General features: G+C 53.7%; 27 protein-coding genes, 3 tRNA genes and 1 other RNA gene. 14 read left to right on the forward strand and 17 right to left on the reverse strand.

Annotated features, from left to right (window positions below):
- Window position 1 precedes the first annotated feature (1 nt).
- Genes THEAM_RS06565 through THEAM_RS06575 form a run of 3 tightly spaced genes read right to left on the reverse strand, consistent with a single transcriptional unit; the run spans window position 2 to window position 3,299 of the window.
- Entirely contained in the window at window positions 2-547 is a 546-nt protein-coding gene (locus tag THEAM_RS06565) for a LabA-like NYN domain-containing protein (RefSeq protein WP_013538053.1), read from the reverse strand.
- Window positions 534-1,793 carry a cation diffusion facilitator family transporter gene (locus THEAM_RS06570; protein WP_013538054.1) on the reverse strand — a complete coding sequence of 420 codons (1,260 nt, stop codon included), beginning with the start codon at window positions 1,791-1,793 and terminating at the stop codon, window positions 534-536. Before THEAM_RS06570 ends, THEAM_RS06565 begins: the two co-directional genes overlap by 14 nt.
- Window positions 1,794-3,299, reverse strand: a complete 1,506-nt coding sequence (locus tag THEAM_RS06575) for a helicase HerA domain-containing protein (protein WP_013538055.1) — start codon at window positions 3,297-3,299, stop codon at window positions 1,794-1,796.
- A gap of 65 nt (window positions 3,300-3,364) precedes the next feature.
- Here THEAM_RS06575 and THEAM_RS06580 point away from each other — a divergent pair, with 65 nt between their 5' ends.
- Window positions 3,365-3,679, forward strand: a complete 315-nt coding sequence (locus tag THEAM_RS06580; RefSeq protein ID WP_013538056.1) for an MTH1187 family thiamine-binding protein — start codon at window positions 3,365-3,367, stop codon at window positions 3,677-3,679.
- A 28-nt stretch (window positions 3,680-3,707) separates the two neighbouring features.
- An RNA gene (gene rnpB, locus THEAM_RS09515) (RNase P RNA component class A) lies at window positions 3,708-4,030 on the forward strand.
- Here rnpB and THEAM_RS06585 read toward each other — a convergent pair.
- The 6 genes from THEAM_RS06585 to obgE are packed head-to-tail and all read right to left on the reverse strand — an operon-like array spanning window position 4,030 to window position 8,544.
- A complete protein-coding gene (locus THEAM_RS06585; RefSeq protein ID WP_013538057.1) occupies window positions 4,030-4,431 on the reverse strand; it encodes a secondary thiamine-phosphate synthase enzyme YjbQ in 402 nt (133 codons plus the stop codon). The two genes, rnpB and THEAM_RS06585, sit on opposite strands and share 1 nt — an antisense overlap.
- A gap of 45 nt (window positions 4,432-4,476) precedes the next feature.
- Window positions 4,477-5,328, reverse strand: a complete 852-nt coding sequence (gene panC / locus THEAM_RS06590; RefSeq protein ID WP_013538058.1) for a pantoate--beta-alanine ligase — start codon at window positions 5,326-5,328, stop codon at window positions 4,477-4,479.
- Window positions 5,325-6,131 (reverse strand): YihY/virulence factor BrkB family protein, encoded by an 807-nt coding sequence (locus tag THEAM_RS06595; protein ID WP_013538059.1) that lies wholly within the window; start codon window positions 6,129-6,131, stop codon window positions 5,325-5,327. The genes panC and THEAM_RS06595 overlap by 4 nt, the downstream gene beginning before the upstream one ends.
- Entirely contained in the window at window positions 6,128-6,469 is a 342-nt protein-coding gene (locus THEAM_RS06600; RefSeq protein ID WP_013538060.1) for a hypothetical protein, read from the reverse strand. The genes THEAM_RS06595 and THEAM_RS06600 overlap by 4 nt, the downstream gene beginning before the upstream one ends.
- A gap of 10 nt (window positions 6,470-6,479) precedes the next feature.
- Window positions 6,480-7,538 carry a glutamate 5-kinase gene (proB, locus tag THEAM_RS06605; RefSeq protein WP_013538061.1) on the reverse strand — a complete coding sequence of 353 codons (1,059 nt, stop codon included), beginning with the start codon at window positions 7,536-7,538 and terminating at the stop codon, window positions 6,480-6,482.
- A complete protein-coding gene (obgE, locus tag THEAM_RS06610) occupies window positions 7,507-8,544 on the reverse strand; it encodes a GTPase ObgE (protein ID WP_013538062.1) in 1,038 nt (345 codons plus the stop codon). Before obgE ends, proB begins: the two co-directional genes overlap by 32 nt.
- A gap of 70 nt (window positions 8,545-8,614) precedes the next feature.
- Between obgE and THEAM_RS06615 the strand changes: the two genes are divergently transcribed.
- Genes THEAM_RS06615 through THEAM_RS06630 form a run of 4 tightly spaced genes read left to right on the forward strand, consistent with a single transcriptional unit; the run spans window position 8,615 to window position 10,554 of the window.
- Window positions 8,615-9,115: an RNase A-like domain-containing protein gene (locus THEAM_RS06615; RefSeq protein WP_013538063.1), complete on the forward strand. Its 501-nt coding sequence runs from the start codon at window positions 8,615-8,617 to the stop codon at window positions 9,113-9,115.
- 12 nt (window positions 9,116-9,127) lie between these two features.
- A complete protein-coding gene (locus THEAM_RS06620) occupies window positions 9,128-9,442 on the forward strand; it encodes a hypothetical protein (RefSeq protein ID WP_013538064.1) in 315 nt (104 codons plus the stop codon).
- Window positions 9,432-10,181: a tRNA1(Val) (adenine(37)-N6)-methyltransferase gene (locus THEAM_RS06625; protein ID WP_013538065.1), complete on the forward strand. Its 750-nt coding sequence runs from the start codon at window positions 9,432-9,434 to the stop codon at window positions 10,179-10,181. The genes THEAM_RS06620 and THEAM_RS06625 overlap by 11 nt, the downstream gene beginning before the upstream one ends.
- A gap of 37 nt (window positions 10,182-10,218) precedes the next feature.
- Window positions 10,219-10,554, forward strand: coding sequence for a hypothetical protein (locus THEAM_RS06630; RefSeq protein ID WP_013538066.1), 336 nt, complete (start codon window positions 10,219-10,221; stop codon window positions 10,552-10,554).
- Here the strand turns inward: THEAM_RS06630 and THEAM_RS06635 are convergent.
- From THEAM_RS06635 to THEAM_RS06650, 4 genes are read right to left on the reverse strand one after another with little or no spacing between them, the layout of a single operon-like run.
- A complete protein-coding gene (locus THEAM_RS06635; protein WP_013538067.1) occupies window positions 10,529-11,014 on the reverse strand; it encodes a SixA phosphatase family protein in 486 nt (161 codons plus the stop codon). The genes THEAM_RS06630 and THEAM_RS06635 overlap by 26 nt on opposite strands.
- Window positions 10,990-13,002 (reverse strand): polyphosphate kinase 1, encoded by a 2,013-nt coding sequence (ppk1, locus tag THEAM_RS06640; protein WP_013538068.1) that lies wholly within the window; start codon window positions 13,000-13,002, stop codon window positions 10,990-10,992. Before ppk1 ends, THEAM_RS06635 begins: the two co-directional genes overlap by 25 nt.
- The gene (locus THEAM_RS06645; RefSeq protein ID WP_013538069.1) at window positions 12,989-13,864 is read right to left on the reverse strand and encodes a Ppx/GppA phosphatase family protein; all 876 of its coding nucleotides are present in this window, start codon (window positions 13,862-13,864) and stop codon (window positions 12,989-12,991) included. Before THEAM_RS06645 ends, ppk1 begins: the two co-directional genes overlap by 14 nt.
- Window positions 13,865-13,914: 50 nt before the next feature.
- Window positions 13,915-15,246: an NAD(P)/FAD-dependent oxidoreductase gene (locus tag THEAM_RS06650; protein WP_013538070.1), complete on the reverse strand. Its 1,332-nt coding sequence runs from the start codon at window positions 15,244-15,246 to the stop codon at window positions 13,915-13,917.
- A gap of 107 nt (window positions 15,247-15,353) precedes the next feature.
- Between THEAM_RS06650 and THEAM_RS06655 the strand changes: the two genes are divergently transcribed.
- The gene (locus tag THEAM_RS06655; RefSeq protein ID WP_013538071.1) at window positions 15,354-16,223 is read left to right on the forward strand and encodes a YfdX family protein; all 870 of its coding nucleotides are present in this window, start codon (window positions 15,354-15,356) and stop codon (window positions 16,221-16,223) included.
- 17 nt (window positions 16,224-16,240) lie between these two features.
- Here THEAM_RS06655 and fbp read toward each other — a convergent pair whose 3' ends face one another.
- The 4 genes from fbp to THEAM_RS06670 are packed head-to-tail and all read right to left on the reverse strand — an operon-like array spanning window position 16,241 to window position 18,505.
- Window positions 16,241-17,176: a class 1 fructose-bisphosphatase gene (fbp, locus tag THEAM_RS06660; protein ID WP_013538072.1), complete on the reverse strand. Its 936-nt coding sequence runs from the start codon at window positions 17,174-17,176 to the stop codon at window positions 16,241-16,243.
- Window positions 17,177-17,200: 24 nt separating this feature from the next.
- Window positions 17,201-18,238 (reverse strand): dual-specificity RNA methyltransferase RlmN, encoded by a 1,038-nt coding sequence (gene rlmN / locus THEAM_RS06665; protein WP_013538073.1) that lies wholly within the window; start codon window positions 18,236-18,238, stop codon window positions 17,201-17,203.
- Window positions 18,207-18,335: a hypothetical protein gene (locus tag THEAM_RS09815; RefSeq protein WP_013538074.1), complete on the reverse strand. Its 129-nt coding sequence runs from the start codon at window positions 18,333-18,335 to the stop codon at window positions 18,207-18,209. Before THEAM_RS09815 ends, rlmN begins: the two co-directional genes overlap by 32 nt.
- Window positions 18,335-18,505, reverse strand: a complete 171-nt coding sequence (locus THEAM_RS06670) for a Trm112 family protein (protein ID WP_013538075.1) — start codon at window positions 18,503-18,505, stop codon at window positions 18,335-18,337. Before THEAM_RS06670 ends, THEAM_RS09815 begins: the two co-directional genes overlap by 1 nt.
- A 66-nt stretch (window positions 18,506-18,571) precedes the next feature.
- Between THEAM_RS06670 and THEAM_RS06675 the strand changes: the two genes are divergently transcribed.
- The 7 genes from THEAM_RS06675 (at window position 18,572) to THEAM_RS06705 (ending at window position 22,829) form a co-directional block, all read left to right on the forward strand.
- Window positions 18,572-18,666, forward strand: a tRNA-Ser gene (locus THEAM_RS06675).
- A gap of 6 nt (window positions 18,667-18,672) precedes the next feature.
- Window positions 18,673-18,748 (forward strand) — tRNA-Lys (locus tag THEAM_RS06680).
- A gap of 11 nt (window positions 18,749-18,759) precedes the next feature.
- Window positions 18,760-18,856, forward strand: a tRNA-Ser gene (locus THEAM_RS06685).
- A gap of 86 nt (window positions 18,857-18,942) precedes the next feature.
- Window positions 18,943-20,274, forward strand: a complete 1,332-nt coding sequence (gene hisD / locus THEAM_RS06690; protein WP_013538076.1) for a histidinol dehydrogenase — start codon at window positions 18,943-18,945, stop codon at window positions 20,272-20,274.
- Window positions 20,271-21,206, forward strand: coding sequence for an aspartate carbamoyltransferase catalytic subunit (locus THEAM_RS06695; protein WP_013538077.1), 936 nt, complete (start codon window positions 20,271-20,273; stop codon window positions 21,204-21,206). The genes hisD and THEAM_RS06695 overlap by 4 nt, the downstream gene beginning before the upstream one ends.
- Window positions 21,203-21,553, forward strand: coding sequence for a cytochrome c3 family protein (locus THEAM_RS06700; protein WP_013538078.1), 351 nt, complete (start codon window positions 21,203-21,205; stop codon window positions 21,551-21,553). The genes THEAM_RS06695 and THEAM_RS06700 overlap by 4 nt, the downstream gene beginning before the upstream one ends.
- Window positions 21,546-22,829, forward strand: a complete 1,284-nt coding sequence (locus THEAM_RS06705) for a dihydroorotase (RefSeq protein ID WP_013538079.1) — start codon at window positions 21,546-21,548, stop codon at window positions 22,827-22,829. The genes THEAM_RS06700 and THEAM_RS06705 overlap by 8 nt, the downstream gene beginning before the upstream one ends.
- Window positions 22,830-22,838 lie beyond the last annotated feature (9 nt).

A 22,838-nucleotide genomic window follows, 5' to 3' on the forward strand; every position in this document is an offset into this window, starting at 1 on the left:
CCTACTCCTCGGAAAGAACTATAAAATCGGCAAACTCCTCAAGGTCTATGTACTCGCTTGCAGAGTAGATAAGCTCCTTCGCAGTTATACTCCTGAAGGAGATAACCTCTACTTTTATGCCTTTAGCCTTTAAAAAGTTTATCAAGTCTACAAAATCCCCGTCTCCGCTCATGAGCACAACAACGTCAACTTTGCCGTTCTCCGCCATCGCTATGGCGTCTATCGCTATTCCCATGTCCCAGTCGGCCTTATACTCAACCTTATCCCAGTTGTAGAACTTCTTCGGCTCCTTGAGCTTCACCTCATAACCGATACTCCTCAGAACGTAGATAAAACCGTCCTGATTCACCCGCTCCAAATCCACAAGGTAGGCAATAGCCCTGTAGAGCTGCCTCCCCCTAACGGCTATCTTCAGCAAGTTCTTAAAGTCCACCTTCCGCTTCAGAGTGTTCTTCGCTCCGTAGTAGATGTTCTGCATGTCGACAAAAACGCCGACGCTCAAGTGGGAAAGAGAGCTGTCACGCTCAAGGAGTTCACCTATTCTCACCGGAACCTCCAGAGGGAGAGAAGTCGCAGGCGTGATTGGTCCAGACAACAAGGGGAGGGTCGCAGACAGGGTCTCTCTTCAAAGCCTCAACGAGCTCACCTACGCTCTCCACGGGAACGAGCTTCATCCCCAAATCGTAAGAAGAGAGGGCGTATATAACCCCCTTTCCCAGGGGAAGGTTATTCACCGCTATACAGTCAACCCCCTCACGGGCGAGGAACTCCACAAGCTCTATACACTTACCGAACTTAAAATCCTTAGCCGGGTTGGGAATCCTCTTCTCTACGGAGAAGCTCTCCCCTTCCCTCCTGAGAATCAGAATCTCCGGACAGTCTGCAAACCTGCTGCACACCTTATCGCCGTCTACGGGAACGGCAAACCTGCTGAACTGCCGCTCTTGGGGCTCAAAGTGGATGATTATCTTCTCGATAAAGGGCACTTCGTTCTTAACTCGGGCCTCTACCTCGTGGACTATCCTGTGGGCCTTCTCAAGGTCGTTGGTCGCAACAACAACCTCAGCCTCTATAAACCTGTAACTTCCGGAACTCCTACCCGTAACGTACTTAACCTTCTTTACAAGCGGGTGAGACATCAAAAGGGCCTTTACCTTATCGAGGGTCTCCCGGTCTATAGAGGCGTCAAGTAAAACCTTCAGAGCTTCCACCATAATCTCGTAGCCGGCGTGGAATATAAGAACGACTATAACTAAAACGGCGAGCTTCTCGAGCCACCACAGACCGAAGTAGTTGGCAAGAACTCCAACGAGGACAACTATCGAAGAGAGCATATCGGTCTTAACGTGCTCGGAATCGGCAATAAGGCTCGGGGAGTTAAGCTCCTCTCCCTTTTTACGCTCGTACCTTGAAAAGAGGTAGGTAACCACAATAGTCACAACAACGGCTCCCAGGGCAACCGGGAGGTTCTTCATCTGGGGAGGATGGGAGCTAAAGAGGACGTCCCGAGCTATCTCGTAGCCGGCAAAGAAAATGGCAAACGCACTAACCAGCGATATCATATTCTCCACTTTATAGAGGCCGTAGGGGAAACCCTCAACCTTCATATTGGCAATCACGATGCCGGCAAGAACCGAAACGGCAGCGGCAAGGTCGGCAAGAGAGTGGATACCGTCTGCAACAAGGGCCGCCGAACCGGAAACGATACCGGCAACGATTTTAAGAACCGAGAGAAACAGGTTAACGAGAACCGAGTAGAGGGCTATTCGCTTCTTCTCCGAAACCAGCTCCATTTAAAACTCCCACATGTCCTTAATCTGTCTGTCTATCTCTTCGCGCTTCACAGAGAGCTTCTTCCAAGCGTCAACAACGTCTATATCACCGCCTCCCCTCTTGGCAGAGGCCTTCTTAATCTTCACAAGGGCCGGCACCGGTATCATCTTACCCATCACAAGGGCCTCACCTACGTTAAGGGAGGGAAGCTGCTCAACCAGGTCTGCACTCAGAGACTCAGACGCCTGCTGAACGTGCCTCTGGTCTCCCGGCTCAACGAGCCTCAGAATAACCATGTTGTTTGCCTGAGAGAGGGCGTTTGAGTCGAGGGCCTTCGGCCGCTGGGTAACAAGGCAGAGCCCCAGGCCGAACTTACGCCCCTCCCTCGCAATTCGGGAAATCCAGTAGCGGGAACGGGTGGGAACGGAAGCCGAAGCAAGAACGTGGGCCTCCTCTATAACGGTAAGCAGGGGAAAATCGAGGGGAGAGCTCTCTCCCCTTACGCTGGCCTTCCTCGCCTCAAGGGCGTTCCTGAGAACGTGGCTGACAACTATATCGGCAATCTTCTCGTCTACGTGGGAGAGGTCTACAACGTTAAGCCTTCCGAGCTCTATCTGCTCAACGATTGTAGACTGGTCGAGGGCAAAGAGGTCGCTGTAGAAGTCAATCATATCCTCCACTTTCCCTATAACACCGGTGATGGACTTCCTGTCCTCCTTGTAGGCGTCGTCGCCGGCCCAGCCGTTAAGGAGCCCGAGCAGGTAGCCCCAGAAGTCGGAGGGGGGGATGTCCCCGTTCTTCACCGCCTCGTTTGTCTCCTTAAAGGCACGCCTCAGGTAACGGTCCTGGATGTAGGCGCTGTCGTCAACGTTGGCAAAGAGGCGGAACTCCTGGTAACTGAGCCTTAAGGGGTTCAAGGTAAGGGATATGTTCTTTACAGCGGGCCTGCCGTTAACTTCAAGGTCAAAATCCACGTACTCGCCGTGCATGTCAAAGACCAAAACGGCACCGCCCTTCTCCAGTATTCCCTCAAGGATAACCGAAACGGTGTTTGACTTTCCTCCACCGGTAATTGCAAGAACCGCAAGGTGGCGGTTCACTATACTGTTAACGTCAACGTAAACCGGAACTTCGGGACGAGTGAGAAGGTGGCCAAGATGTATCCTCGTTCCTCCACCTTCGCCGAAGACCTTTCTCAGCGTATCGCTGGAGGCCGGGTAGATGAGAGTCCCGGGCTCGGGAGGAACCCTCGGAACAAACATGTTCCTGTCGGGGGCTCCCAGTATCGATATCCTCCCCCTGAAAAAGGAGGAGCTTCCCGCAAACCGCTTTATCCTCTGAAGATCTTCAGGGGCAAGGTCTTCACTCAAAACTCTGCTGATGCGCCTTACCTCCCTCACAAAGCCCAAAACCCTGTAACCTTCGTACTCAAGCTCAACGTAATCACCGAGCTGAACTTTTCTGGAGCTAATGAACTCAACCTCGCGCGTTGAAGGCTCACCTATACAGACTGCCAAACTTTCCACGGCCCCTCCGTAACAGGCTTAAATTATAAGGAAAAACCAAACCACAACGGTTTAAGGAGGAAAATATGTCTTTCCTGGTAGAGTTCGCCATGTTCCCCACAGACAAGGGAGAAAGTGTAAGCCCTTACGTGGCAAGGATAATAAAGATGATAGACGAAAGCGGAGTCCCCTACAAACTGACGCCTATGGGAACTGTGTTCGAAACCGAAACGATGGACGAGGCCCTTGAGATACTGAAAAAGGCCTACCAACAGCTGGAGCCCGACTGTAACAGGGTCTACTCGGTGGTTAAGTTCGACATACGAAAAGGCAAGAGCAACCGCCTTAAGCAGAAGATAGAGTCGGTAGAGAAGAAGCTCGGCAAGGAGGTAAGCAAGTAAGCTCTAAAGGCCTATATTTAATCGGTGCGGAGCAGGACGAGGGGTCGCCGGGGTTTAAACCCCGGAGGAAAGTCCGGGCTCCACAGGGCAGGGAGCCGGCGTTGAGCCGGGCAGGGGCAACCCTGCGGAAGGGCCACAGAGAACAGACCGCCACCTACAAGGTGGTAAGGGTGAAACGGTGGTGTAAGAGACCACCGCTCCAACCCGCAAGGGAAGGAGGCACGGCAACCCCCTCCCGGAGCAAGGCTAAATAGGCTGGCGCTTGAGGGTGGCCCGCCCGATGCCAGCGGGTAAGCCGCACAGATAAATGACCCCCTCAGAACAGAACCCGGCTTACGGCCTGCTCCGCGTTACCCTTCAATAACCTTAACGAAGACCCTCCTGGTTCTCGGCCCGTCGAACTCACAAAAGTAGATTCCCTGCCAAGTTCCTAAAAGCAGCTTACCGTTCTGAACGATTACGGTCTGGTTGCACCCTACAAGGCTCGACTTTATATGGGCGGCAGAGTTCCCCTCTGCATGCTCGTAAAAGGGCTCCCGCCAAGGAACGAGTTTATCCAGCATAGAGATTATGTCCTTCCTTACAGTAGGGTCTGCGTTCTCGTTTATGGTAACGGCAGCGGTTGTATGGGGAACGTAAACAACGCAGATGCCGTTTTTCACCCCCGACTGGAGAACCACAGACTCAACCTGACGGGTGATGTCTATAAACTGGTTTCTCCCGGTTGTTTTTAGGGTAATTTCGTATACCATTCTTCCCTCCGGCCGCTCGATAGTTAAAAGCCCCCTCACTTCTAATTATAGAGGCTCTCCGAACCTGTGGTTGTCTATCAGACGGGTGTTGCCTACGAAAACCGCAAGGGCTATAACGTCACCCTCCTTTACCCGCTCAACCGGCTTAAGGGACTCGGGGTCCACTATTTCAACGTAATCGACTTTAGTTCTCGGGTGAGAGAGGATAAACTCCCGAACAGCAGACTTTATAGCGGAGGCGTTACGCTCACCCTGCCGAAAGAGCTCCTCTGCGAGCTTCAACCCCCTGTAAAGAGAGAGGGCAGAGCTCCTCTCTTCCGGAGAGAGGTAAGTGTTCCTGGAGCTCATTGCGAGGCCGTCGGGCTCCCTCACTATGGGGCAGCCCACAACTTCAACGGGTATGTTAAGGTCTGCCACAAGGCGCCTTATAACCTGAAGCTGCTGGTAGTCCTTCTCTCCGAAGTAGGCCCTTGTAGGGCGAACGAGGTTTAAAAGCTTTGTAACAACGGTGGCAACGCCCCTAAAGTGGCCGGGGCGGCTCGCTCCGCAGAGCCCCTCTGTAAGCCCCTCAACCTCAACCCAGGTGGAAAAACCTCTCGGGTACATCTGGCGGGCATCGGGGAGGAAAAGGTAGTTTACCCCTTCTGCCTCAAGGAGCTTCCTGTCCCTTTCCAAATCCCTCGGATAACGCTCAAAATCCTCTCCGGGGCCGAACTGAGTAGGGTTAACGAATATACTTACAACAACAACGTCGTTCTCTTCCTTCGCCCTCCTGACAAGGCTCAAATGGCCTTCATGTAGGTAGCCCATCGTGGGAACAAAGCCGACGCTTTTGCCGAGCCTGCAGAAGCTCAACCCGAGGGCCGCCATCTCCTTCAGAGAGGTCACAACTCTCATTGAAGCTCCCCTTCAACAATCAACTTGGCCTTAAAAATGCCCACACCTATAAGGATAACAGTGGCCGAGTAGTATATCCACAGGAGAAAGATAATAACAGCGGCAAAAGAGCCGTAGAGGATACTCACCTTAGAAACGTGAACTATAAACCAAACGAAAAACCGCTCAAAGAGGGCCAAAAGCAGGAAGACGAAAGTTGAAACCTTAAAAACAAACCCCATCGGAACCTTTACCGGCAGGAGGAAGTAGTAAACTCCGAAGAGGACCAAAAAGAGCAGAACAGGAACGAGCAGAGAGGAGAGAAACGAAAGCTCCGGCACCTGCGGCAACAAAATGGCAAGTAGGTACTGGGCTACGTAGAAGAAGAACATCAATATCCACAGTAGAAAAATGACCAGAATGATAACTATGTGTCTGTACAGAAATCCGGCCGGGTTTTCCCTGCCGAGAATCTCGGAAAAAGACTTCTCAAGGGAGAGGAATATCCCTCGCGAGAACCAGAGCATTACAGCGGCAGCCGTTCCGCTTATTATCCCCGAGTTGCTCACAACGTCCTCAATCTGCTCAAATATGGGCCTGAGGGGGGAGTTCAAAAACTGCTGAGGGATGAACTGCTTGAAATCTACGTGAAACACCTCCATACCCAGGAAAAAGAGGAATATGAAGAGCGGAACTATAGACATAAGCGTATAGTAGGCAACAGAAGCTGCAAAGAACTGGTAATCCCTCTCGAAAGTATCACAGAGGGCAAAGGCCACAAAACGCGTAAAGGAGGGCTTTTTCAGCAGCTTTCGGCATATCATCTCTCAAGGGCCCTCTTTACAAGCTCCAGCCGCTCCCTCATCTTCTTCACATCTCGCTCACCGGAAAAGAGCTCCAAAATAGAGTTTAGCTCCTCGGGCTCCGGGAGCCTGCCGAGCTCCTCCGCCCTGCGGCAGGTAACCTCTGCAAGGGCAAGAAGCTTCTTACACCTCTTGGAAGCATTAAAGAGGCACCGGGAGACTCTACCCTCACTCTCCTTTACAAAAAACCGGAGCCTGTGGGCTCCGCCCTTAACCTCGGGCAGGGCCGTAAACCCCTGGGGCTCACCGTCAACAAAGTGGGTTAAGCCATTCTCCTTGAGAAACTGGGAGACCTTCAAGCCAACCTCCTCAATCTCCGGTTAAAACAAAATCGTCCCTGTGGATACAAACCTTTGAGTCGTAAAGGCTCTCACTGCTGCACTTAACTATTCCCTTACCTATAACCGAGCCGTCGAGGGTGCACACTTCAACGGCATCCCCCTTCTCAAACTGCCCCTCGAAACGCTTCACCCCCTTGGAGAGGAGGCTCATACCTTGCTCAACAACCGCCCTCTTCGCACCCTCATCAACGTAAAGGCGCCCCTTTGGCTTCATAAGGTAGAGAATCCGGTAAGTTTTCGCCCTGAGCTTCTTAGAGGGCAGAAAGAGCGTCCCGACCCGCTCTCCCGAAACTATTCTGAGGAGGACGTCGGGCTCCTTACCCCCCGCAACGATAACCGGAATCCCCTTCTTCGCCGCCTTAGAGGCTGCCTCTACCTTTGTTCCCATACCTCCCGTGCCGAAGGAGGTCTTACAGGAGAAATCGCAACTGCTGAAGAGCTCCTCGGGCCTTTCTACAACCGGAACGAGCTTCGCATCCGGGTTCGAGCGGGGGTCCTTATCGTAAATACCGTTACTCACGGTAAGCATAACCAGAAGGTCGGCATCTGTAAGAACGGCAACGTGGGCCGACAGGTTGTCGTTATCCCCTATCTTTATCTCCTCAACCGAAACGGTGTCGTTCTCGTTTACAACGGGAACAACGCCGAACTTTAAAAGGGCTTCAAAGGTATTCTTGGCGTTGAGGAAACGCTCCTTAGAGCGCAGGTCCTCGGCGGTAAGGAGAACCTGAGCAACCTCAAGGCCGAATCGGTTAAAGGCCCTCCTGTACTCGGCCATTAAGTAGGGCTGACCCACGGCAGAGAGGGCCTGCTTCTCGGCAAGGGAGAAGGGCTTCCTGTTAAGGCCGAGGGCCTTAATACCGGCAAGCACGGCTCCGGAGCTGACGAGTATAACCTCCCGCCCGGCCTCCCTCAGTTTGGCAACCTGGCGGGAGAGCTCGTCTATAAACTCAAGGTTGAGCCCCTCCGCTCCAGAAAGGAGCTGGGAGCCAACCTTAACCACTATCCTCTTTGCCCTCTTCAGCATCGCTCCTTTCCAGCTCCTTCAGCTTCTCCGACACAAATCCCATGAGCCTGTCCATACCTTCGCCGGTAACGGCGGAAACGGCAAAGAAAGGATACCCTTTTTCGGCGAAAAACCGCCGGAGCCTATCCAGAACGCTCCTGTCGTGCAGAGCGTCAAGCTTCGTCCCTACAACTATCTGAGGTTTCCGGGCTAGCTCCGGAGAGTAAAGGCTCAGCTCCCTGTTTATCGCCTCAAAGGCCTCCTCGGGAGTCCGGGTTGGGTCTGTAAGGTCTATCAGGTGCAGCAGAAGCTTAGTCCTCTCAACGTGCCTGAGAAACTCGTGTCCCAGGCCCTTCCCCTGGTGAGCTCCTTCTATTAGGCCGGGAATATCGGCAACAACGAAGGAGTGGTCGCCCACCTTTGCAACGCCCAGAATCGGCCTGAGGGTGGTAAAGGGGTAGTCGGCAATCTCGGGCCTTGCGGCAGAAACCCTCGAGAGGAAGGTGGACTTACCGGCATTGGGAAAACCCACAAGACCCACATCTGCAAGGAGCTTCAGCTCCAGCTCAATCCACCGCTCCTCCCCGGGCTCTCCCGGCTCGGCAAAGTCGGGGGCCCTCCTTGTAGGGGTGGCGAACTCGGCGTTACCCCTACCGCCGCGGCCTCCCCTTGCAACTACGAGCCTCTGGCCGTGCTCGGTCAAATCACCGAGCACCTCTCCGGTCTCGGCATCCCTAACAACGGTGCCAACGGGAACCTTGATAATCAGGTCCTCTCCGCTCTTACCGCTCCGCTTATTACCCTCTCCGTGGCGTCCCCTCTCGGCTCTGTAGTGGCGCTTGTACTTAAAGTCCAGCAGGGTGTGAACGTTCCTGTCGGCAACCAGAACAACGTCGCCCCCCTTACCGCCGCTTCCACCCGAAGGGCCGCCTTTGGGGACGAACTTCTCCCTCCTAAAGGCAACACACCCGTTGCCACCGTGACCGCCTTGGACAAAAATTTTAGCTCTATCTATGAACTGGGCCATAATTTCCTCCTTATAAGGTTGCAGAAGTAATGTAGATTTCCAAAAGGAAAATTTCAATCTGGAGGGGAAAATGAAGAAACTGCTTACCTTCCTGCTGGTTCTACTGCTGCCGCTGCTGAGCCTTACGGGTTGCCTGCAAGAGAAACCCCAGGAGCCCAAAGTAAACCACGCGGCCCTTAAAGAGCTCGGGTACAGGGGGCTTGCCTTCTACGAACGCCACGGAGGTCACACGATACGCAAACACGTGGGCAAAACCGGAAGCTGGCTCAAAGAGCGGCTCAAGAGGGAAGAGAGGCTGAAGTCCGCAAGCACCTTCTACGACCTTAAAACCGCCGAAAGAGTGGTAGAGGCCGCAATAAGCCAGAACAGGGAGAAGATACTGAGGTGGCTGAAGAACCCCAACGCCCCCAACAAGCTGGTAATAACCTACAGGGGAAGCAAACCCATAGGCTTCAAAGTGACCAGGGTTCAAAAGGGGGTATTCGAAGAGTCCACCTGCACAGACGCCAGGGTAATCTTGAAAAAAGACGGAAGGTTTGGTTACATAGTTCTTACCGCATACCCAATTTAACCGGAGGAGGTTGTGGACTACGAGAAGGAGAAACTGTTCGAAGAGAAGTTTCCCTTCTTCTTCTCGCTCCTTGGAGCCTTCGCCTACGGCGTAGAGGAGGGTAAGTCCGACTGGGACATAGTAAGGGAGGAAGTTACAGACTGCGAAAGCGCCCGGAAGCTCCTTGCCGAAATAGAGGAGTTCCTCTCCAACAACCCCGCCCAGTTTGAGCACACCATAAGCGACGTTGCCAACTACTACTTCGACGACACAAACGCTTTCCTGCGCTGGATAGAGCAGATTAAACGCTACGTAGAAACGGTAAAGAGGCAGCTCTGTGGAGGCTAAGTACGACCTATCGACCTTCCTCGATAACAGGTGTCGGTTCTACCAGAGAACCGACGGCTTTCGGTTCGGAACCGACACCTTCCTCCTTACAGACTTCGTAAAACTCAAAGGCAAAGAGCGCTTAGCAGATTTGGGAACCGGCTGCGGCGTTATCCCGATACTGCTGCTGCTTAAACACCCAAAAGTTGAGGCGGTAGGTATAGACGTTCTCGAAGAGAACGTTAAACTCGCCCTGAAAAACGCAGAGCTGAACAAAGTAGCAGAAAGGTTCCAAGCGGTAACCCTAAACGTTACTCAGGTAAAAGAGCACTTCAGGCCCTCCTCCTTCGACGTTGTGGTCTCCAACCCTCCCTTTATCGAAGTGGGACGGGGCTCAACCTCAACGAGGAGTATGCACCGGGCGGTTGCACGCCAGGAGCTCAAGGCAAAACTGGAGGACTTCATAAAGGCGGCAAGCTACCTGCTCAAAGACAGGGGGCGTTTCTTCCTCCTCCTGCCTACGGTAAGGTTCACAGACGCGGTGGAACTCCTCAGGGCCAACAAGCTCGAGCCAAAAAGGCTCAGGTTCATCTACCCGGAGCCCTCGGCCCAGGCAAACCTATTCCTGTTGGAGTCGGTTAAGGGGGGCGGAAAGGGCGTGGTTGTTGAGCCGCCGCTCGTTGTTTACAAGGACGCAAAAGTCAGGGAGTACACAGAGGAAGTTGCCGCCAAGTACAGGGATTTTTTAAAATCAGGTTAATGAACCGCAGTTCAACCGAACCTCTTTAGGGGTAGGAATGAGCCTGGAAACCAAGGAGCAGTCCAAAACCAAAGTGGTTCTGGTTTCCTTGGTAAACGGCGACAAGGTTGTCGGGGTCAACGAAGGGGACACGGCAACCTACGGGAAGTACGGAAACATCAAGGTTTTAAAGTACGCCTTCCTCATAACCCTCGACCCTATAAGGACAATCGCATACCTGGACTCAATCGAGGTCTACTACGACAACATCGTGTTCCTCTCGATGCTCGAGGAGGGCAACCCGATTTACCAGGAGTACAAAGAGGCCATAAAGAGGCTGTCGTTTAAGAACCTCTCCGAAAGGATAATCAGCTCTTTCGCCCGCTACGAGTGATGGACTTAGGGTTAAACAGGGCGTAGAGCTTCCACTCCCCGCCCTTTTTCCTCAGCTCTGCAACGGCCCCCTTTTTAAAGGCCACCTTGGCGGGGCTGAGGCAGGTAAGGTAGTTTAAAAAGAGCGAAAGGTCCGGCTCGTGGCCAACAAGGGCCAAATTGCCCCGGTAGGCCTTAACCACCTCCATGTACTCCTCCGGCTCGGCATCGGGAGCGAGCCTGCCGTCTACCTTTAGGGGGGCGTTAAGGAGCTCTGCGAGTATGCGGGCGGTCTCAAGGGCCCTGTCGCAAGGGGAAGAGACCACCTTTAGGGAGCTCGGGAAAACGGGCAGAAGCCAGTTAAGGAAGCTCTTAAACTCCTCAACTCCTTCCGGTGTAAGGGGCCTCGAGCAGTCGTCTCTATCCCATTCCCGCCTGTCTACGGCCTTTGCGTGCCTTACAAGGAATACTCTCTTACCCATCGCTCAAAGTACTCCTGGGAGTTAAAGTCTCTCTTCTCGGGCCTTACGTAGGTGCCGTCGGGCTGGAGTATCCGGGCCTTTGCCGTGTCCCTGAGCTGAATCTTTAAAATCTCCTTAAGTTTCTCCTTCAGCTTCGGCTCTTCAACCGGAACCAGGGTCTCTACCCGCCTGTGGAAGTTCCTGGGCATCCAGTCGGCACTGCTTATAAAAACCCTATCGCCCTTACCGAAGTAGAAGATACGGGCGTGCTCAAGGTACTTACCCACAATGCTTACAACCCTGATGTTCTCGCTTATCCCCTTAAGCCCGGGCCTTAAACAGCAGATTCCCCTTACTATAAGGTCGATTTTAACCCCTGCACGGGAAGCTCTGTAAAGGGCCCGGATAACCTCCGGGTCAACCAGGGAGTTCATCTTGGCCACTATCCTGCCCTTGCCGCCCAGAGAAGCCTCCTCCTCTATGAGACTGAGGATTTTCTCCTTAAGGTCAACGGGGGAAATGTAGAGCCTGTTTAGCTTCGGAGGGTGGAAGTAACCCGTTATAACGTTAAACAGCCGGGATACGTCCTCTCCCAGCTCGTCGTCGCAGGTAAGGTAACTGACGTCGGAGTAAACCCTTGCGGTTTCAACGTTGTAGTTTCCGGTTCCGAAGTGGACGTAGCGCCTTATTCTCCCTTCCTCCTCCCTGACAATCATCAGGAGCTTTGCGTGGGTTTTCAGACCGGGAACGCCGTAAACAACGTGAACGCCGTCTTCTTCGAGTTTCTTGGCCCACACTATGTTGCTCTCCTCATCGAAGCGGGCCTTAAGTTCTACAACGGCAGTAACCTCTTTGCCGTTCTGAGCCGCCCGGCTGAGGGCCTCAACAACCGGAGAGTTCTTCCCCACCCTGTAGAGGGTCTGCTTTATGGCAAGAACTTTAGGGTCTTCTGCGGCCTCCTGAAGCAGTTCAACTACCGGGTCGAACGACTCATAAGGGTGAAAGAGCAGGGCACTCTCCCTCCTGAGGGCGAGGAAAAGGTCCACTTCAAACTGGGGAGGGTAGTAGGGAACGTAAGGGGGGAACTTGAGGTCGGGCCTGTCTACCCCCTTGTATAGGCTCCAGAGGTCGGAGAGGTTAAGGGGGATTTTCATCTGGAAGATGTCTTGGTCGGTAAGTTCAAGCTCGTCCTTTAAGAGGGCCAGTATAAACTCCGAACCTCCGTTTATCTCTAAACGGACGGGCTTGCCGAACTTCCTCTTTCTCAGCCCCTTTTCTACCTCTTCAAGGAGGTCGTCGGCCTCGTCTTCCTGAATCACTATGTCGGCATCGCGGGTAACTCTAAATGTTGCAGTCTCAGTTATCTCCTGATTCGGAAACAGCTCTTCAACGTGGTTCAGAATGAGGTCTTCAAGGTAGAGGTAGTGGGACTCATCCAGCTTCACAAACCTGGGAAGCACCTTCGGAACGGGGATGAGGCCGAACTTAAGCTCGTGGGAGCGCATCTCAACGATGATGTTGAAAGAGAGGGAGGGCAGGTGGGGGAAGGGGTGGGTAAGGTCTACGGCCAGAGGGGTTAAAACGGGGAAGACTATCTCTTTAAAGTACTTGTCGGCCTTCCTTTTGAGGCGGGCGGGAAGCTCGCCGTAGGAGTAGATGTAGAGCTTCTCCCCCCTGAGCTCCTTCAGAAGCTCCCTGTAGTCCCGTTCCGCAACTTTCAGAAGCTCCCTGGTCTTCTTTGAAATCTTCCTCAGCTGCTCAACGGGGGTCAGGCCGTCGAAAGAGGGCCTGTTTACGCCGGCCTCTACCATCTTTTTCAGGCCGGCAACCCTTATCATGAAGAACTCATCGAGGTTGGTAAAGAAAATGGCAAGGAACTTCAGCCTCTCAAGGAGCGGGTTCGAAGGGTCTTCCGCCTCCTCGAGCACTCTCCTGTTAAACTCCAGCCAGGAGAGCTCCCTGTTTATGTAGAGCTTCGGGTCGTTCAGGTTGACCTTAGCACTCCCCATCTAAAACCACCCTCTTATAAACGAGACCCTCTCTTATGCCGTACTTGGAGATGAGAAGCTCCTTGCACTTAAATATATCCATCAGCTCAAGGGCCACTACGGCGGCAACGGCAACGGTCAGAGCCCTGCTGAGCTGAATATCGAACTCCCTGCTTATCTCTTCGGGAGTCATCTTGAGGAGCTTCTCAACAATATCCTTAAGCTGCTTCCGCTTTATCCGCCTCTTGCCGGCCACCTTCTTAAGGGCCCTTACGCTTCCCCCTACGGCAACCAGAACGTCGCTCTCGCTCATCTCAAAATCGTAGGGGTTAACGTGGTGGCGAACCGTCCACCTGACCTTGCGCAGGTCGGTAACAACGCCGTTCTTTACGCTTCCCTTAAAGGCAAGAGTTCCCAAAGGGTAGCTCTTACAGAAACGGGGCTCTCCCTCCCTTATCTCGCAAACCTCCAAGCTGCCGCCGCCTATGTCAAAGAGCAGACACTCCGAGAGCTTCACATCAAGAAGCGCCCCCAGGGCCGAGTAGTAGGCCTCTTCTTCCCCCGAGAGAACCGTAACCTCAAAGAGGCGGCTTATCCGTCTGACAACCTCATCACGGTTCTCAATAACCCTTAAAACGTAAGTGGCAACGGCAAAAGTGCAGTCGGGACGGAGCTCCTGAAGCCTCTCCTTAAAAGCCTCAAGGGCAAAGATGAGCCTCTGAATCCCCTCTTCCGTTAAACGGCCATCCTCAACAAAGTTGAGGAGCCTCAGGTAGAAGGACTCCGAGAAGAGCTTCTTTATCTTCTTCCCCTCTACCCTGTAAACGAAGAGCTTAACGGTGTTCGAACCGATATCTACAACCGCGACCTTTTTACCGGCCAAGGGACCCTCCGGGATAGGGAATAGGGAATTCTACCCCAGAGGGCCGTCCGTTAAGAGCGTAGGAAGGCTAAAGCTGCCTCCTGCAAGGGCTGAAGCAGGGGCGGAGGAGTAACCGGCGGGAAGGCAACGCTCACCTTAGAGAGGAGTTCGTAGGCGGTAATCCCCCTCTCTACGAGTCCGGCAACAAGGTCAACAAGGGGGGCAACGTAGCGGCTCGAGGCCTCCACTTCGGCTCCCACCAGCCTGCCGCTTCCCTTTAAAAAGTAGAGGTCGAGCTTCAAAGGCTTTGCCCCTATGGCCTTCGGGTAGGCGTCGGCGGAGGTTACTCCGCACTTCTTAAAGTCAAAGCCCTTCCCGGAAAGGAGCTCCTGAGTGTAGCCTGCAAAGCCGAAGAACCTGCCGCCGACCTCTGTAACCCCTGCAGGAACAATACCCCTGTCTTCAACAACGGGGCCCGCAGTGTTGGCACCCGCTATCCTTCCGTCTCGAGCAGAAACGGAGGCCACCATACCGGGCCAGGGGGCGCCGTCTACGGCACTGTAGTGGAGGGCAACGTTACCGGCGGCAAGGATATTGTCAACCGAGCTCCTCAGGAACCTATCTACAACAACAAAACCCCTATCGACCTTCAAAGAGGCGTCAACGGCGAGCTTAGAGTTGGGCAGGAAGCCGATGAAAATAAGGACAAGGTCGGCCTCTATACGCTCGCCCCCCTCAAGGAGGACCGCCTCTACCCTGCCGCTCCCTTCAAGGGTTGTAACTTTCGCACCTTTTAAAACCCTAACGCCGGCAGACTCAAGGAGCGAGGTCATTTCCGACTCAAAATCCCCGGAGAAAACGCCCGATCCTATCCTGTGGGACGCCTCTATTACGGTTATCTCTTTCTTCAGGAACCTGGAGATGAGGTCTGCGAAACCTATGCTGATAAAACCGCCGCCCACTATGGCTATACGCTTTGCCGAGGCTACCTCTTTAACGAGGTTGATTACCGCCTCGGTAGAGTTGTCTATGTAGTAAACCCCCTCAAGGTCGGTCCCTTCAACGGGCAGACGCCTGGGAAGCCACCCCGTCGCAAGAACGAGCCTGTCGTAGGAGTAGAGCTTCCCCGACTCTGTGAAAATCCGAGACTCCTGAGGGTTAACCGAAACTACCCGCTCAAACAGTAAAGTTGCACCCAGCTCGGCAAGCTTTTTAACCGGGTAGCGGTTATCTTCAGGCTTCAGCAGGCCGGCAACAACGTAGGGAATGGAACAGGGAATCTGAAGGTCTTCCCTGTCGTTTAAAACCAGAACCCTCTTTTCGGGGTAGAGACTCCTTACCGCCTTAACGGCGTTGAACCCGGCAGGGCCGCCCCCTACAACGATAACGTCGAAGTGCTCCATCGCTCCCTCCAATAAAGACTATTCAAATTAAGTATACATCTTGGAGAATAAACCACTGTTGTGATATAATTATTTAATGTTTAATAACAAATAGAAGGAGGCGGAAGATGAGACAGCTTCTAACCGCAGCACTCGCACTCTCCTTAATCTCCGGAACGGCACTGGCCGCAACCCCCGCCGAGAAGGGTAAGGAGAGCGTTAAAGAGAAGGTCCACCAGCTCCAGATGAAAAAGGAGGCCCTCTCCTTTGAGCAGGCACTAAGGGCCGTAGCCTACACAGACAAGGTCATCTTCCTGCTCGAGCACGGGAAGAAAGAAGAGGCCCTGAAGCTCCTCAATGAAGCTCAAAAGTCCCTTAACGAGTTTCTGAAGCTCCACCCCAACCTCCAGCTCCTTCCCCTCGACCAGCAGATAATCGTTCTGGGCTACAACGGAGACGTTAAAACGGCCCAAGAGGCTCTCAAAAAGGTTAAAGAGCTCCTCCAAAAGGGCAGAGTTCAAGACGCAAGGCTGCTGCTTGCCCAGCTCGTAGATGAGATAGACGTAGTCACCACCTACCTGCCCGTTGCCATGTACAACCACATACTCGCCCTGGCGAAACAGTACGTTCAAGAAGGGAAAATCCAGGAAGCAATCCAAACGCTGGCCCTTGTAAGGGGTAGCCTCATAATAGATGAAGTTGCCATACCGATACCCTTCATTAAAGCCCAGGAGTTCATCAAAGACGCAATCTCCGTTGCCAAAAAGGACAAGAAGAAGGCGATTGAGTTCGTAGAGGCGGCACGTAAAGAGCTTCAGCTGGCAAGGGTTCTCGGCTACGCCTACGACTACCAGAAGGCCTACGAAGAGCTCGAGAAAGAGCTCGAAAAAGTGGAAAAAGAGCTCAAGAGCGGCAAGGAGTCCGGCTCACTGCTGAAGAAAATCGAAGGGGAAATCCACTCCCTCGGGCAGAAGGCAAGGACCGAAAGGAAGAAGTAAACTTAAGGGAGGGGCCTCTACCCCTCCCTCATAAACTCAAGGCACTTCTCAACCTCCCACCTGCTCCCCAGAATAACGGGAACCCTTTGGTGGAGCTTCTCGGGAACAACGTCGAGAATCGGCTTCTCACCGGTAGAGGCCAAACCTCCGGCCTGCTCAACGAGGAACGCCATGGGGCTCGCCTCGTAGAGGAGCCTTAGCTTACCGCTGGTGTTCTTCCTATCGGCCGGATAGATGAAGACTCCCCCCTTGAAGAGGGTTCTGTGGACGTCTGCAACCATGGAGCCCACGTACCTGAGGGTGTACTTCTCCCCTTTCAGGAAGTCTATGAACCTCCTCAGGCCGTCGCTCGTCCACTTGTCCCTGTTGGCCTCGTTAATCGAGTAAATCTTCCCCTTCTCGGGCAGCTTAACCTCGGGGTGGGAAAGGAGGTAGTTACCGCTCTCGGGGTCGAGGGTAAAGGCCACAACGCCATTCCCGAGCGTTAAAACCATCATGGTTGACGGGCCGTAGATAACGTAACCGGCGGCAAGCTGCTCCCTGCCGGGTTTCATAACGCTGTCTTTGTGAACCGAGAAGATGGTGCCGATGCTCACGTTAACGTCTATGTTGGAAGAGCCGTCTAAGGGGTCGAAGGCAACAGCGTAGCCGCTTTCAGAGACAACCAGACAGTCTTCAACCTCCTCGGAGGTTATCTGGCACGCCTTACCGCAGCTCTTTAAGCTCTCGAGCAGGATTTCGTTTGCAAGCTCGTCGAGCTTCTGAACCTCCTCACCCTGAACGTTAACCTTACCGGCACTGCCCAGAACTCCCAAAAGGCCGGCCTTTCTAACCTTTCCGGCAATCTCCTTGGTGGCCGCCGCAATCTCGTTAAGCAACAGAACCAGCTCGTCTGTAACGTGGGGAAGCTCCCCTTTCTGCTGGAAAAGGTAAGAGGTGAGTGTAACCGCCATCCGTCCCTCCCGTTTCAGTGTTATTTAAGCGCTACACGCCTTCTCCTTTGTTCTGAGCATACCACAGGCGGCAGAGATATCCTGCCCCCTGGAGTCCCTTATGAAGGCCGCAATGTTATGGTCCCACAGAACTTTCTGGAAGGCCTCTATCTGCTCCCTCGGAGTGGGCTCAAACTCGGCACCCGGGTAGGGGTTAAAGGGAATGAGGTTCACCTTAACGGGGATGCCCTTTACGAGCTTCACCAGCCTTCGGGCATCCTCAAGGGAGTCGTTAACCCCTTTTAGCATTACGTACTCAATCATTATCCGCCTGTTGTTGTCGGCCGGATAGCGCCTCAGGGCGGCCATAATCTCCCCTATGGGGTACTTTCTGTTCAGGGGAACGAGCATGTTTCTCACTTCATCGGTAGTTGCGTGAAGGGAAACGGCCAACTTAACCTTGTTCATCTCCTTGGCCATTCGGTCTATGCCCGGAACTATCCCCACGGTGGAAACGGTCACCTTCCTCGTTGAGAGGTCGAGCATATCCCTGTGGGTCATAATCTCAACGGCCTTTTTCACGTTGTCGAAGTTCAGCAGAGGCTCTCCCATACCCATGAAAACAACGTTGGAGATGCGCCTGTTCTCACCTACATCCCTCTGAACCTGGATGTACTGGTCCACTATCTCGCCGGCAGTCAGGTTCCTGGTGAAACCGTCTTTGGCAGTAAGGCAGAACCTACACCCGGCCGGGCAACCCACCTGAGTGGAAACGCACAAGGTGTTCCAGTCCTTCTCGGGTATGAAAACCGACTCTATGCGGCTGCCGTCTTCAAGCTCAAAAAGGTACTTCCTGGTGCCGTCTTTAGACTCCTCAACCTTTACAAGCTTCAAAAGGTCTATCTGCGCCTTCTCGGAAAGGAGCTTCCGCGCCTCCTTAGAGAGGTTGGTCATCTGGTCAAAAGAGGAGACCCTCTTCTTGTAGAGCCACTGGGCTATCTGCTTGGCCCTGTAAGGCTCAAACCCCAAAGAGGTAACGAATTCCTTAAGCTCAGGAAGGGTCAGGTCCTTTACCTTTACCATCTCTCCTCACCTTAAAGGTTCTGTAAATACCGTAGGCCGTTGAGCCCAGAAAGGCAACGGTTATAAAGAGTGCCAGTAAGAAGCTCAGCCAGCCCACTACTCCTCCAGAGGCTCGGCTTCGTCGGGCAGCATCACGGGGATATCGTCTATTACCGGATAGGCAAGCTTACACTTGTGGCACACCAACTTCTGCTCCTTCTCCCTGTACTCAAGGTCCCCCTTACACTTGGGGCAGGCCAGGAGCTTCAGCAGCTCTTCGGGCAACATCTACACCTCCGGGAAAGCTCTCTTGACACGATAAAACATAAGGACTATTTTTCTTTACCGCAACGCGGAGGGGTGGCCGAGTCTGGCTGAAGGCGGGTGACTTGAAATCACCTGAGGGTCTAAACGGCCCTCCGGGGGTTCAAATCCCTCCCCCTCCGCCAGCCAGTGGGCCGGTAGCTCAGCTGGTAGAGCAACGGACTTTTAATCCGTAGGTCGGAGGTTCGAATCCTCCCCGGCTCACCACTTTCTTAAGTGGAGAGGTGGCCGAGCCTGGCTGAAGGCGCCCGCCTGCTAAGCGGGTGTACGGGTTTAAAGCCCGTACCGCGGGTTCGAATCCCGCCCTCTCCGCCATACCCTCCCTCTCCCGGAACTCCCCGCCTACCCTTCCCGCCCAATCCCTTATAATTGTTGCCAACTCTTAGCAAGCGGGAGCGGCCATGAAAGTTGTTAACCTTCGCAAAGAGAACTGGCAGAAAGACCCCGACCTCCTGAGAATAAAAACCAGAGGGCAGGGCTTAGAGAGCAGATACGCACCTGCCGTTCTGGAGATAATCGAAAACGTTAGGCAGTTCAGGGACACAGCCGTATTCGGCTACGCAAAGAAGTTCGACCGAGTAGAGCTCACCCCCGAGAACGTAAAGGTCTCCGAAAGGGAGATAGAGGAGGCCTTCAACAGAGTTCCAAAAGAGGTGGTAAAGGCGATAGAGTTCGCCGTAGAGCGGGTCAGGCGGTTCCACGAGCACCAAAAGGAGAACTCCTACTTTGTAACAGAGCCCGGAATAGTGCTGGGTCAGAAAGTTACACCGCTGGACTCTGCCGGCATCTACGTTCCGGGAGGAAAGGCCTCTTACCCCTCTTCGGTGGTTATGAACGCCGTACCCGCAAAGGTTGCAGGCGTTGAAAAGGTTGTAATGATAACCCCGGCAATAGGCTCCCTCGAGGTCAACCCCTACACGCTGGTTGCCGCGAAGCTCTCGGGAGTAAACGAGATATACAGAGTAGGAGGCGCCCACGGGGTTGCGGCGGTAGCCTTCGGAACAGAGTCCATTCCCAAGGTAGACAAAATAGTTGGGCCGGGGAACATATACGTGGCACTGGCCAAGAAGTTCCTCTTCGGCACCGTAGATATAGACATGGTTGCCGGACCCAGCGAAATCCTGGTAATAGCCGATGAGTCTGCAAACCCCGACTGGGTTGCAACCGACCTCCTCTCTCAAGCCGAGCACGACGAGCTTGCAGGGGCGTTCCTCGTAACCCACAGCGACCGGGTAGCCCAGGAGGTTGTTAAGGCGGTTGAGGAAAAGCTGAAGAAGCTCTCCCGTAAGGAGATAGCCCGAAAAGCCATAGAGAACTTCGGAACGGTATTCCTTACAGAAGACGTAAACCACTCCTGCGACGTGGCAAACGAGATTGCCCCGGAACACCTGGAGGTTGCAACGAAGGAGCCTTTCGGCCTGCTGGACCGGATTAAACACGCAGGTGCCATATTCTTAGGACACTACACCTGCGAGAGCCTGGGCGACTACGTATTGGGGCCGAACCACGTCCTCCCGACCGGAGGAAGCGCAAGGTTCTTCTCACCCCTGGGCGTTTACGACTTCATAAAGCGCTCCTCGGTAATCTACGTAACTCCCGAAGGGTTCAAGCAGGTGGGCTGGGCCGCAAGGGAGCTTGCAGAGTGCGAGGGGCTTGAAGCCCACAGGCTTGCAGTTGAAGTTCGCGAAGCCTTCAAGATAATTGCCAAGTCGTTAGCAGAGGAAAAGAGATGAGAGACCTCATCTGTGCCCAGCAGATAACACCGGAGCTCTTTTCAGAGATATACGAAACCGCCCTAAAGGTAAAAGAGGCCCTAAGAAGGGGCAGGAAGAAGTTCTCAACCCTAAGGGGAAAGTGCGTAGTTAACCTCTTTTTTGAACCCTCAACCAGAACCAGAACCTCCTTTGAGAAGGCCGGAAAGTTCCTCTCGGCCGACGTTATAAACGTGAGCGCCTCGGCAAGCTCCGTTAAAAAGGGCGAAAGCCTCATAGATACAGTGAGAACCCTCGACTCAATGCACCCGGACGTAATAGTCCTCCGCCACCCGTGTGAAGGGGCACCCCAAACAGTCAAAAAGTTTACAAGGGCCTCCATCATTAACGCCGGAGACGGACGCCACCAGCACCCCACCCAAGCCCTGCTCGACGCCGTTACACTCAAAGAGCACCTTAAAGAGCTAAAGGGAAAGCGGATAACCATAATCGGCGACATAGCAAACAGCAGGGTGGCCCGTTCCGACGCGGCACTGCTAAAGAGCCTCGGAGCGGAAGTGGCGGTTTTCGGTCCCTCTACCATGATGCCCCGGTATCCCGAAGCGCTGGGAGTTAAAAAACTCAACTCCTTTGAAGAGGTGGCGGCCTTCTCAGACGCAGTAATCCTGCTGAGGATTCAGCTGGAGAGGCAGAACGCCAAGAAAACCTTCCCCTCCATAAGGGAGTACGCAACCCTGTTTGGGCTGAACGGCCAAAAGCTGGCAAAACTCCTTCCCCACACCCTCATACTCCACCCCGGCCCCTTCAACAGGGGAGTTGAGCTGAACAACGCAGTTGTAGAGTCACCCCGCTCCCTCATATTCAACCAGGTGGAAACGGGCCTTGCAGTAAGGATGGTGGTGCTGTCGATGGTGTGTAATCGCATAGACCAACTCAAGGAGGAAGTGCAATGAAAAAGAAAGTAGCAGTAGCAGCTGCGGCAGTCCTATCGGCCGCTACCCTCGTTGCAGGCTGCTTCAAGGGAGGGGTGTTAAACAGGGATTTGGTGTTTAAAACAAAAAACGGAGATGTGGTCTTCAGCCACGTCTACCACGTAAAGGTAAAGAAGATGCACTGCTCCTACTGCCACCCGAGGCTGTTTAAGAAACGCTTCGGAGCAGACCACTTCACAATGAGGGATATCTGGCAGGGTAAGTACTGCGGTGCTTGCCACAACGGCAAAACCGCCTTCAGTGCAAGGGACCCGAGGAACTGTTCAAGGTGCCACAAACAGAAAGCTGCAGAGGGAGGCAATGGCTAAGAGGCTTCTCATAAGGGGAGGAACGGTTGTTGACCCTTCACTGGGGCTCAACGGCCGGGCAGATATCCTCATAGAGGGTAGCACGGTAGTAAAGGTAGAGAAGGAGATTCCCAAAGCGGAAGCTGAAGAGGTTTTAGACGTTGGGGGCCTTATTGTGGCCCCCGGCTTTATAGACCTCCACTCCCACCTGAGGGAGCCCGGTCAGGAGTGGAAGGAAGACATCGAGAGCGGCTCCCACGCAGCCGTTGCAGGGGGAATTACCTCGGTCTGCTGTATGGCCAACACCGACCCTGTTAACGACAACCCGGTTGTAACCCGCTACATCGTAGAGCGAGCAGAGGAAGTGGGACTGTGTGACGTTTTCCCGGTGGGAGCCATAACTAAGGGGCTCAAGGGAGAGGAGCTTGCCGAGATAGGTCTAATGGTTAAGGCCGGAATCGTTGCCATATCCGACGACGGAGAGACCCCTAAGGACAGCAAGGTGCTGAGAAACGCAATGGACTACGCAAGGAGTTTGGGCATACCGGTGTTCACCCACTCCGAAGATAAAACCCTCTCTGAAGGCGGTCACATGAACGAGGGAGAGCTCTCGAGCCTGCTGGGCATACCGGGAATGCCGCCCGAGGCAGAAGAGATAGGGACCGTTCGGGACCTGATAGTGGCAAAGTTAACGGGAGTACACATCCACGTGTGCCACGTATCAACGGAAGGGGCCCTGAAGGCCATAGAGGCGGCAAAACGCGAAGGTGTAAGGGTGAGCTGCGAAATCACGCCCCACCACTTTACGCTGACGGAAGAGGCCGTTAGGGAGTTTGACACAAACGCAAAGATGTGCCCGCCCCTAAGGAGCAAAAGGGACGTTGAAGCCTGCAGGGAAGCACTCAAAAACGGTGTAGCCGACGTTATAGCAACAGACCACGCTCCCCACTCCGAAGACGAGAAACTGGTGGAGTTCTGTAAGGCTCCGTTCGGGATAATAGGCTTCCAAACTATGCTTCCTCTCTCTTTGGAGCTTGTAAGGAAAGGTTACTTGAGCCTTGAGGAGATGGTGAGGAAGCTCTCTTTAAACCCGGCAAAGATAATAAACAGAAACGATATAGGAACCTTAAAGCCCGGAGCACGGGCAAATGTAGCCATATTCGACCCCGACGAGACGTTCACCCTAACAAGGGAGGAGATTCGCTCCAAAAGCGTGAACACTCCGTTCCTTAACAAAACCCTTAGAGGAAGGGTAAAGTTCACTGTTTACAATGGTAAAATAGTGTTTAAATCTTAGGTTGGAGAG

It is taken from the genome of Thermovibrio ammonificans HB-1, assembly GCF_000185805.1.
Classification (GTDB): domain Bacteria; phylum Aquificota; class Aquificia; order Desulfurobacteriales; family Desulfurobacteriaceae; genus Thermovibrio; species Thermovibrio ammonificans.

Coding starts and splice junctions, on each gene's coding strand:
- THEAM_RS06585 (WP_013538057.1), bottom strand. CDS start 4,431: ATGGTATACGAAATTACCCTAAAAACAACCGGGAGAAACCAGTTTATA.
- THEAM_RS06655 (WP_013538071.1), top strand. CDS start 15,354: ATGAGACAGCTTCTAACCGCAGCACTCGCACTCTCCTTAATCTCCGGA.
- THEAM_RS06705 (WP_013538079.1), top strand. CDS start 21,546: ATGGCTAAGAGGCTTCTCATAAGGGGAGGAACGGTTGTTGACCCTTCA.
- ppk1 (WP_013538068.1), bottom strand. CDS start 13,002: ATGGGGAGTGCTAAGGTCAACCTGAACGACCCGAAGCTCTACATAAAC.
- THEAM_RS06615 (WP_013538063.1), top strand. CDS start 8,615: ATGAAGAAACTGCTTACCTTCCTGCTGGTTCTACTGCTGCCGCTGCTG.
- proB (WP_013538061.1), bottom strand. CDS start 7,538: ATGCTGAAGAGGGCAAAGAGGATAGTGGTTAAGGTTGGCTCCCAGCTC.
- hisD (WP_013538076.1), top strand. CDS start 18,943: ATGAAAGTTGTTAACCTTCGCAAAGAGAACTGGCAGAAAGACCCCGAC.
- THEAM_RS06630 (WP_013538066.1), top strand. CDS start 10,219: ATGAGCCTGGAAACCAAGGAGCAGTCCAAAACCAAAGTGGTTCTGGTT.
- THEAM_RS06595 (WP_013538059.1), bottom strand. CDS start 6,131: ATGATATGCCGAAAGCTGCTGAAAAAGCCCTCCTTTACGCGTTTTGTG.
- panC (WP_013538058.1), bottom strand. CDS start 5,328: ATGAGAGTTGTGACCTCTCTGAAGGAGATGGCGGCCCTCGGGTTGAGC.
- obgE (WP_013538062.1), bottom strand. CDS start 8,544: ATGGCCCAGTTCATAGATAGAGCTAAAATTTTTGTCCAAGGCGGTCAC.
- THEAM_RS06570 (WP_013538054.1), bottom strand. CDS start 1,793: ATGGAGCTGGTTTCGGAGAAGAAGCGAATAGCCCTCTACTCGGTTCTC.
- THEAM_RS06670 (WP_013538075.1), bottom strand. CDS start 18,505: ATGTTGCCCGAAGAGCTGCTGAAGCTCCTGGCCTGCCCCAAGTGTAAG.
- THEAM_RS06635 (WP_013538067.1), bottom strand. CDS start 11,014: ATGGGTAAGAGAGTATTCCTTGTAAGGCACGCAAAGGCCGTAGACAGG.
- THEAM_RS06695 (WP_013538077.1), top strand. CDS start 20,271: ATGAGAGACCTCATCTGTGCCCAGCAGATAACACCGGAGCTCTTTTCA.
- THEAM_RS06650 (WP_013538070.1), bottom strand. CDS start 15,246: ATGGAGCACTTCGACGTTATCGTTGTAGGGGGCGGCCCTGCCGGGTTC.
- THEAM_RS06580 (WP_013538056.1), top strand. CDS start 3,365: ATGTCTTTCCTGGTAGAGTTCGCCATGTTCCCCACAGACAAGGGAGAA.
- fbp (WP_013538072.1), bottom strand. CDS start 17,176: ATGGCGGTTACACTCACCTCTTACCTTTTCCAGCAGAAAGGGGAGCTT.
- rlmN (WP_013538073.1), bottom strand. CDS start 18,238: ATGGTAAAGGTAAAGGACCTGACCCTTCCTGAGCTTAAGGAATTCGTT.
- THEAM_RS06700 (WP_013538078.1), top strand. CDS start 21,203: ATGAAAAAGAAAGTAGCAGTAGCAGCTGCGGCAGTCCTATCGGCCGCT.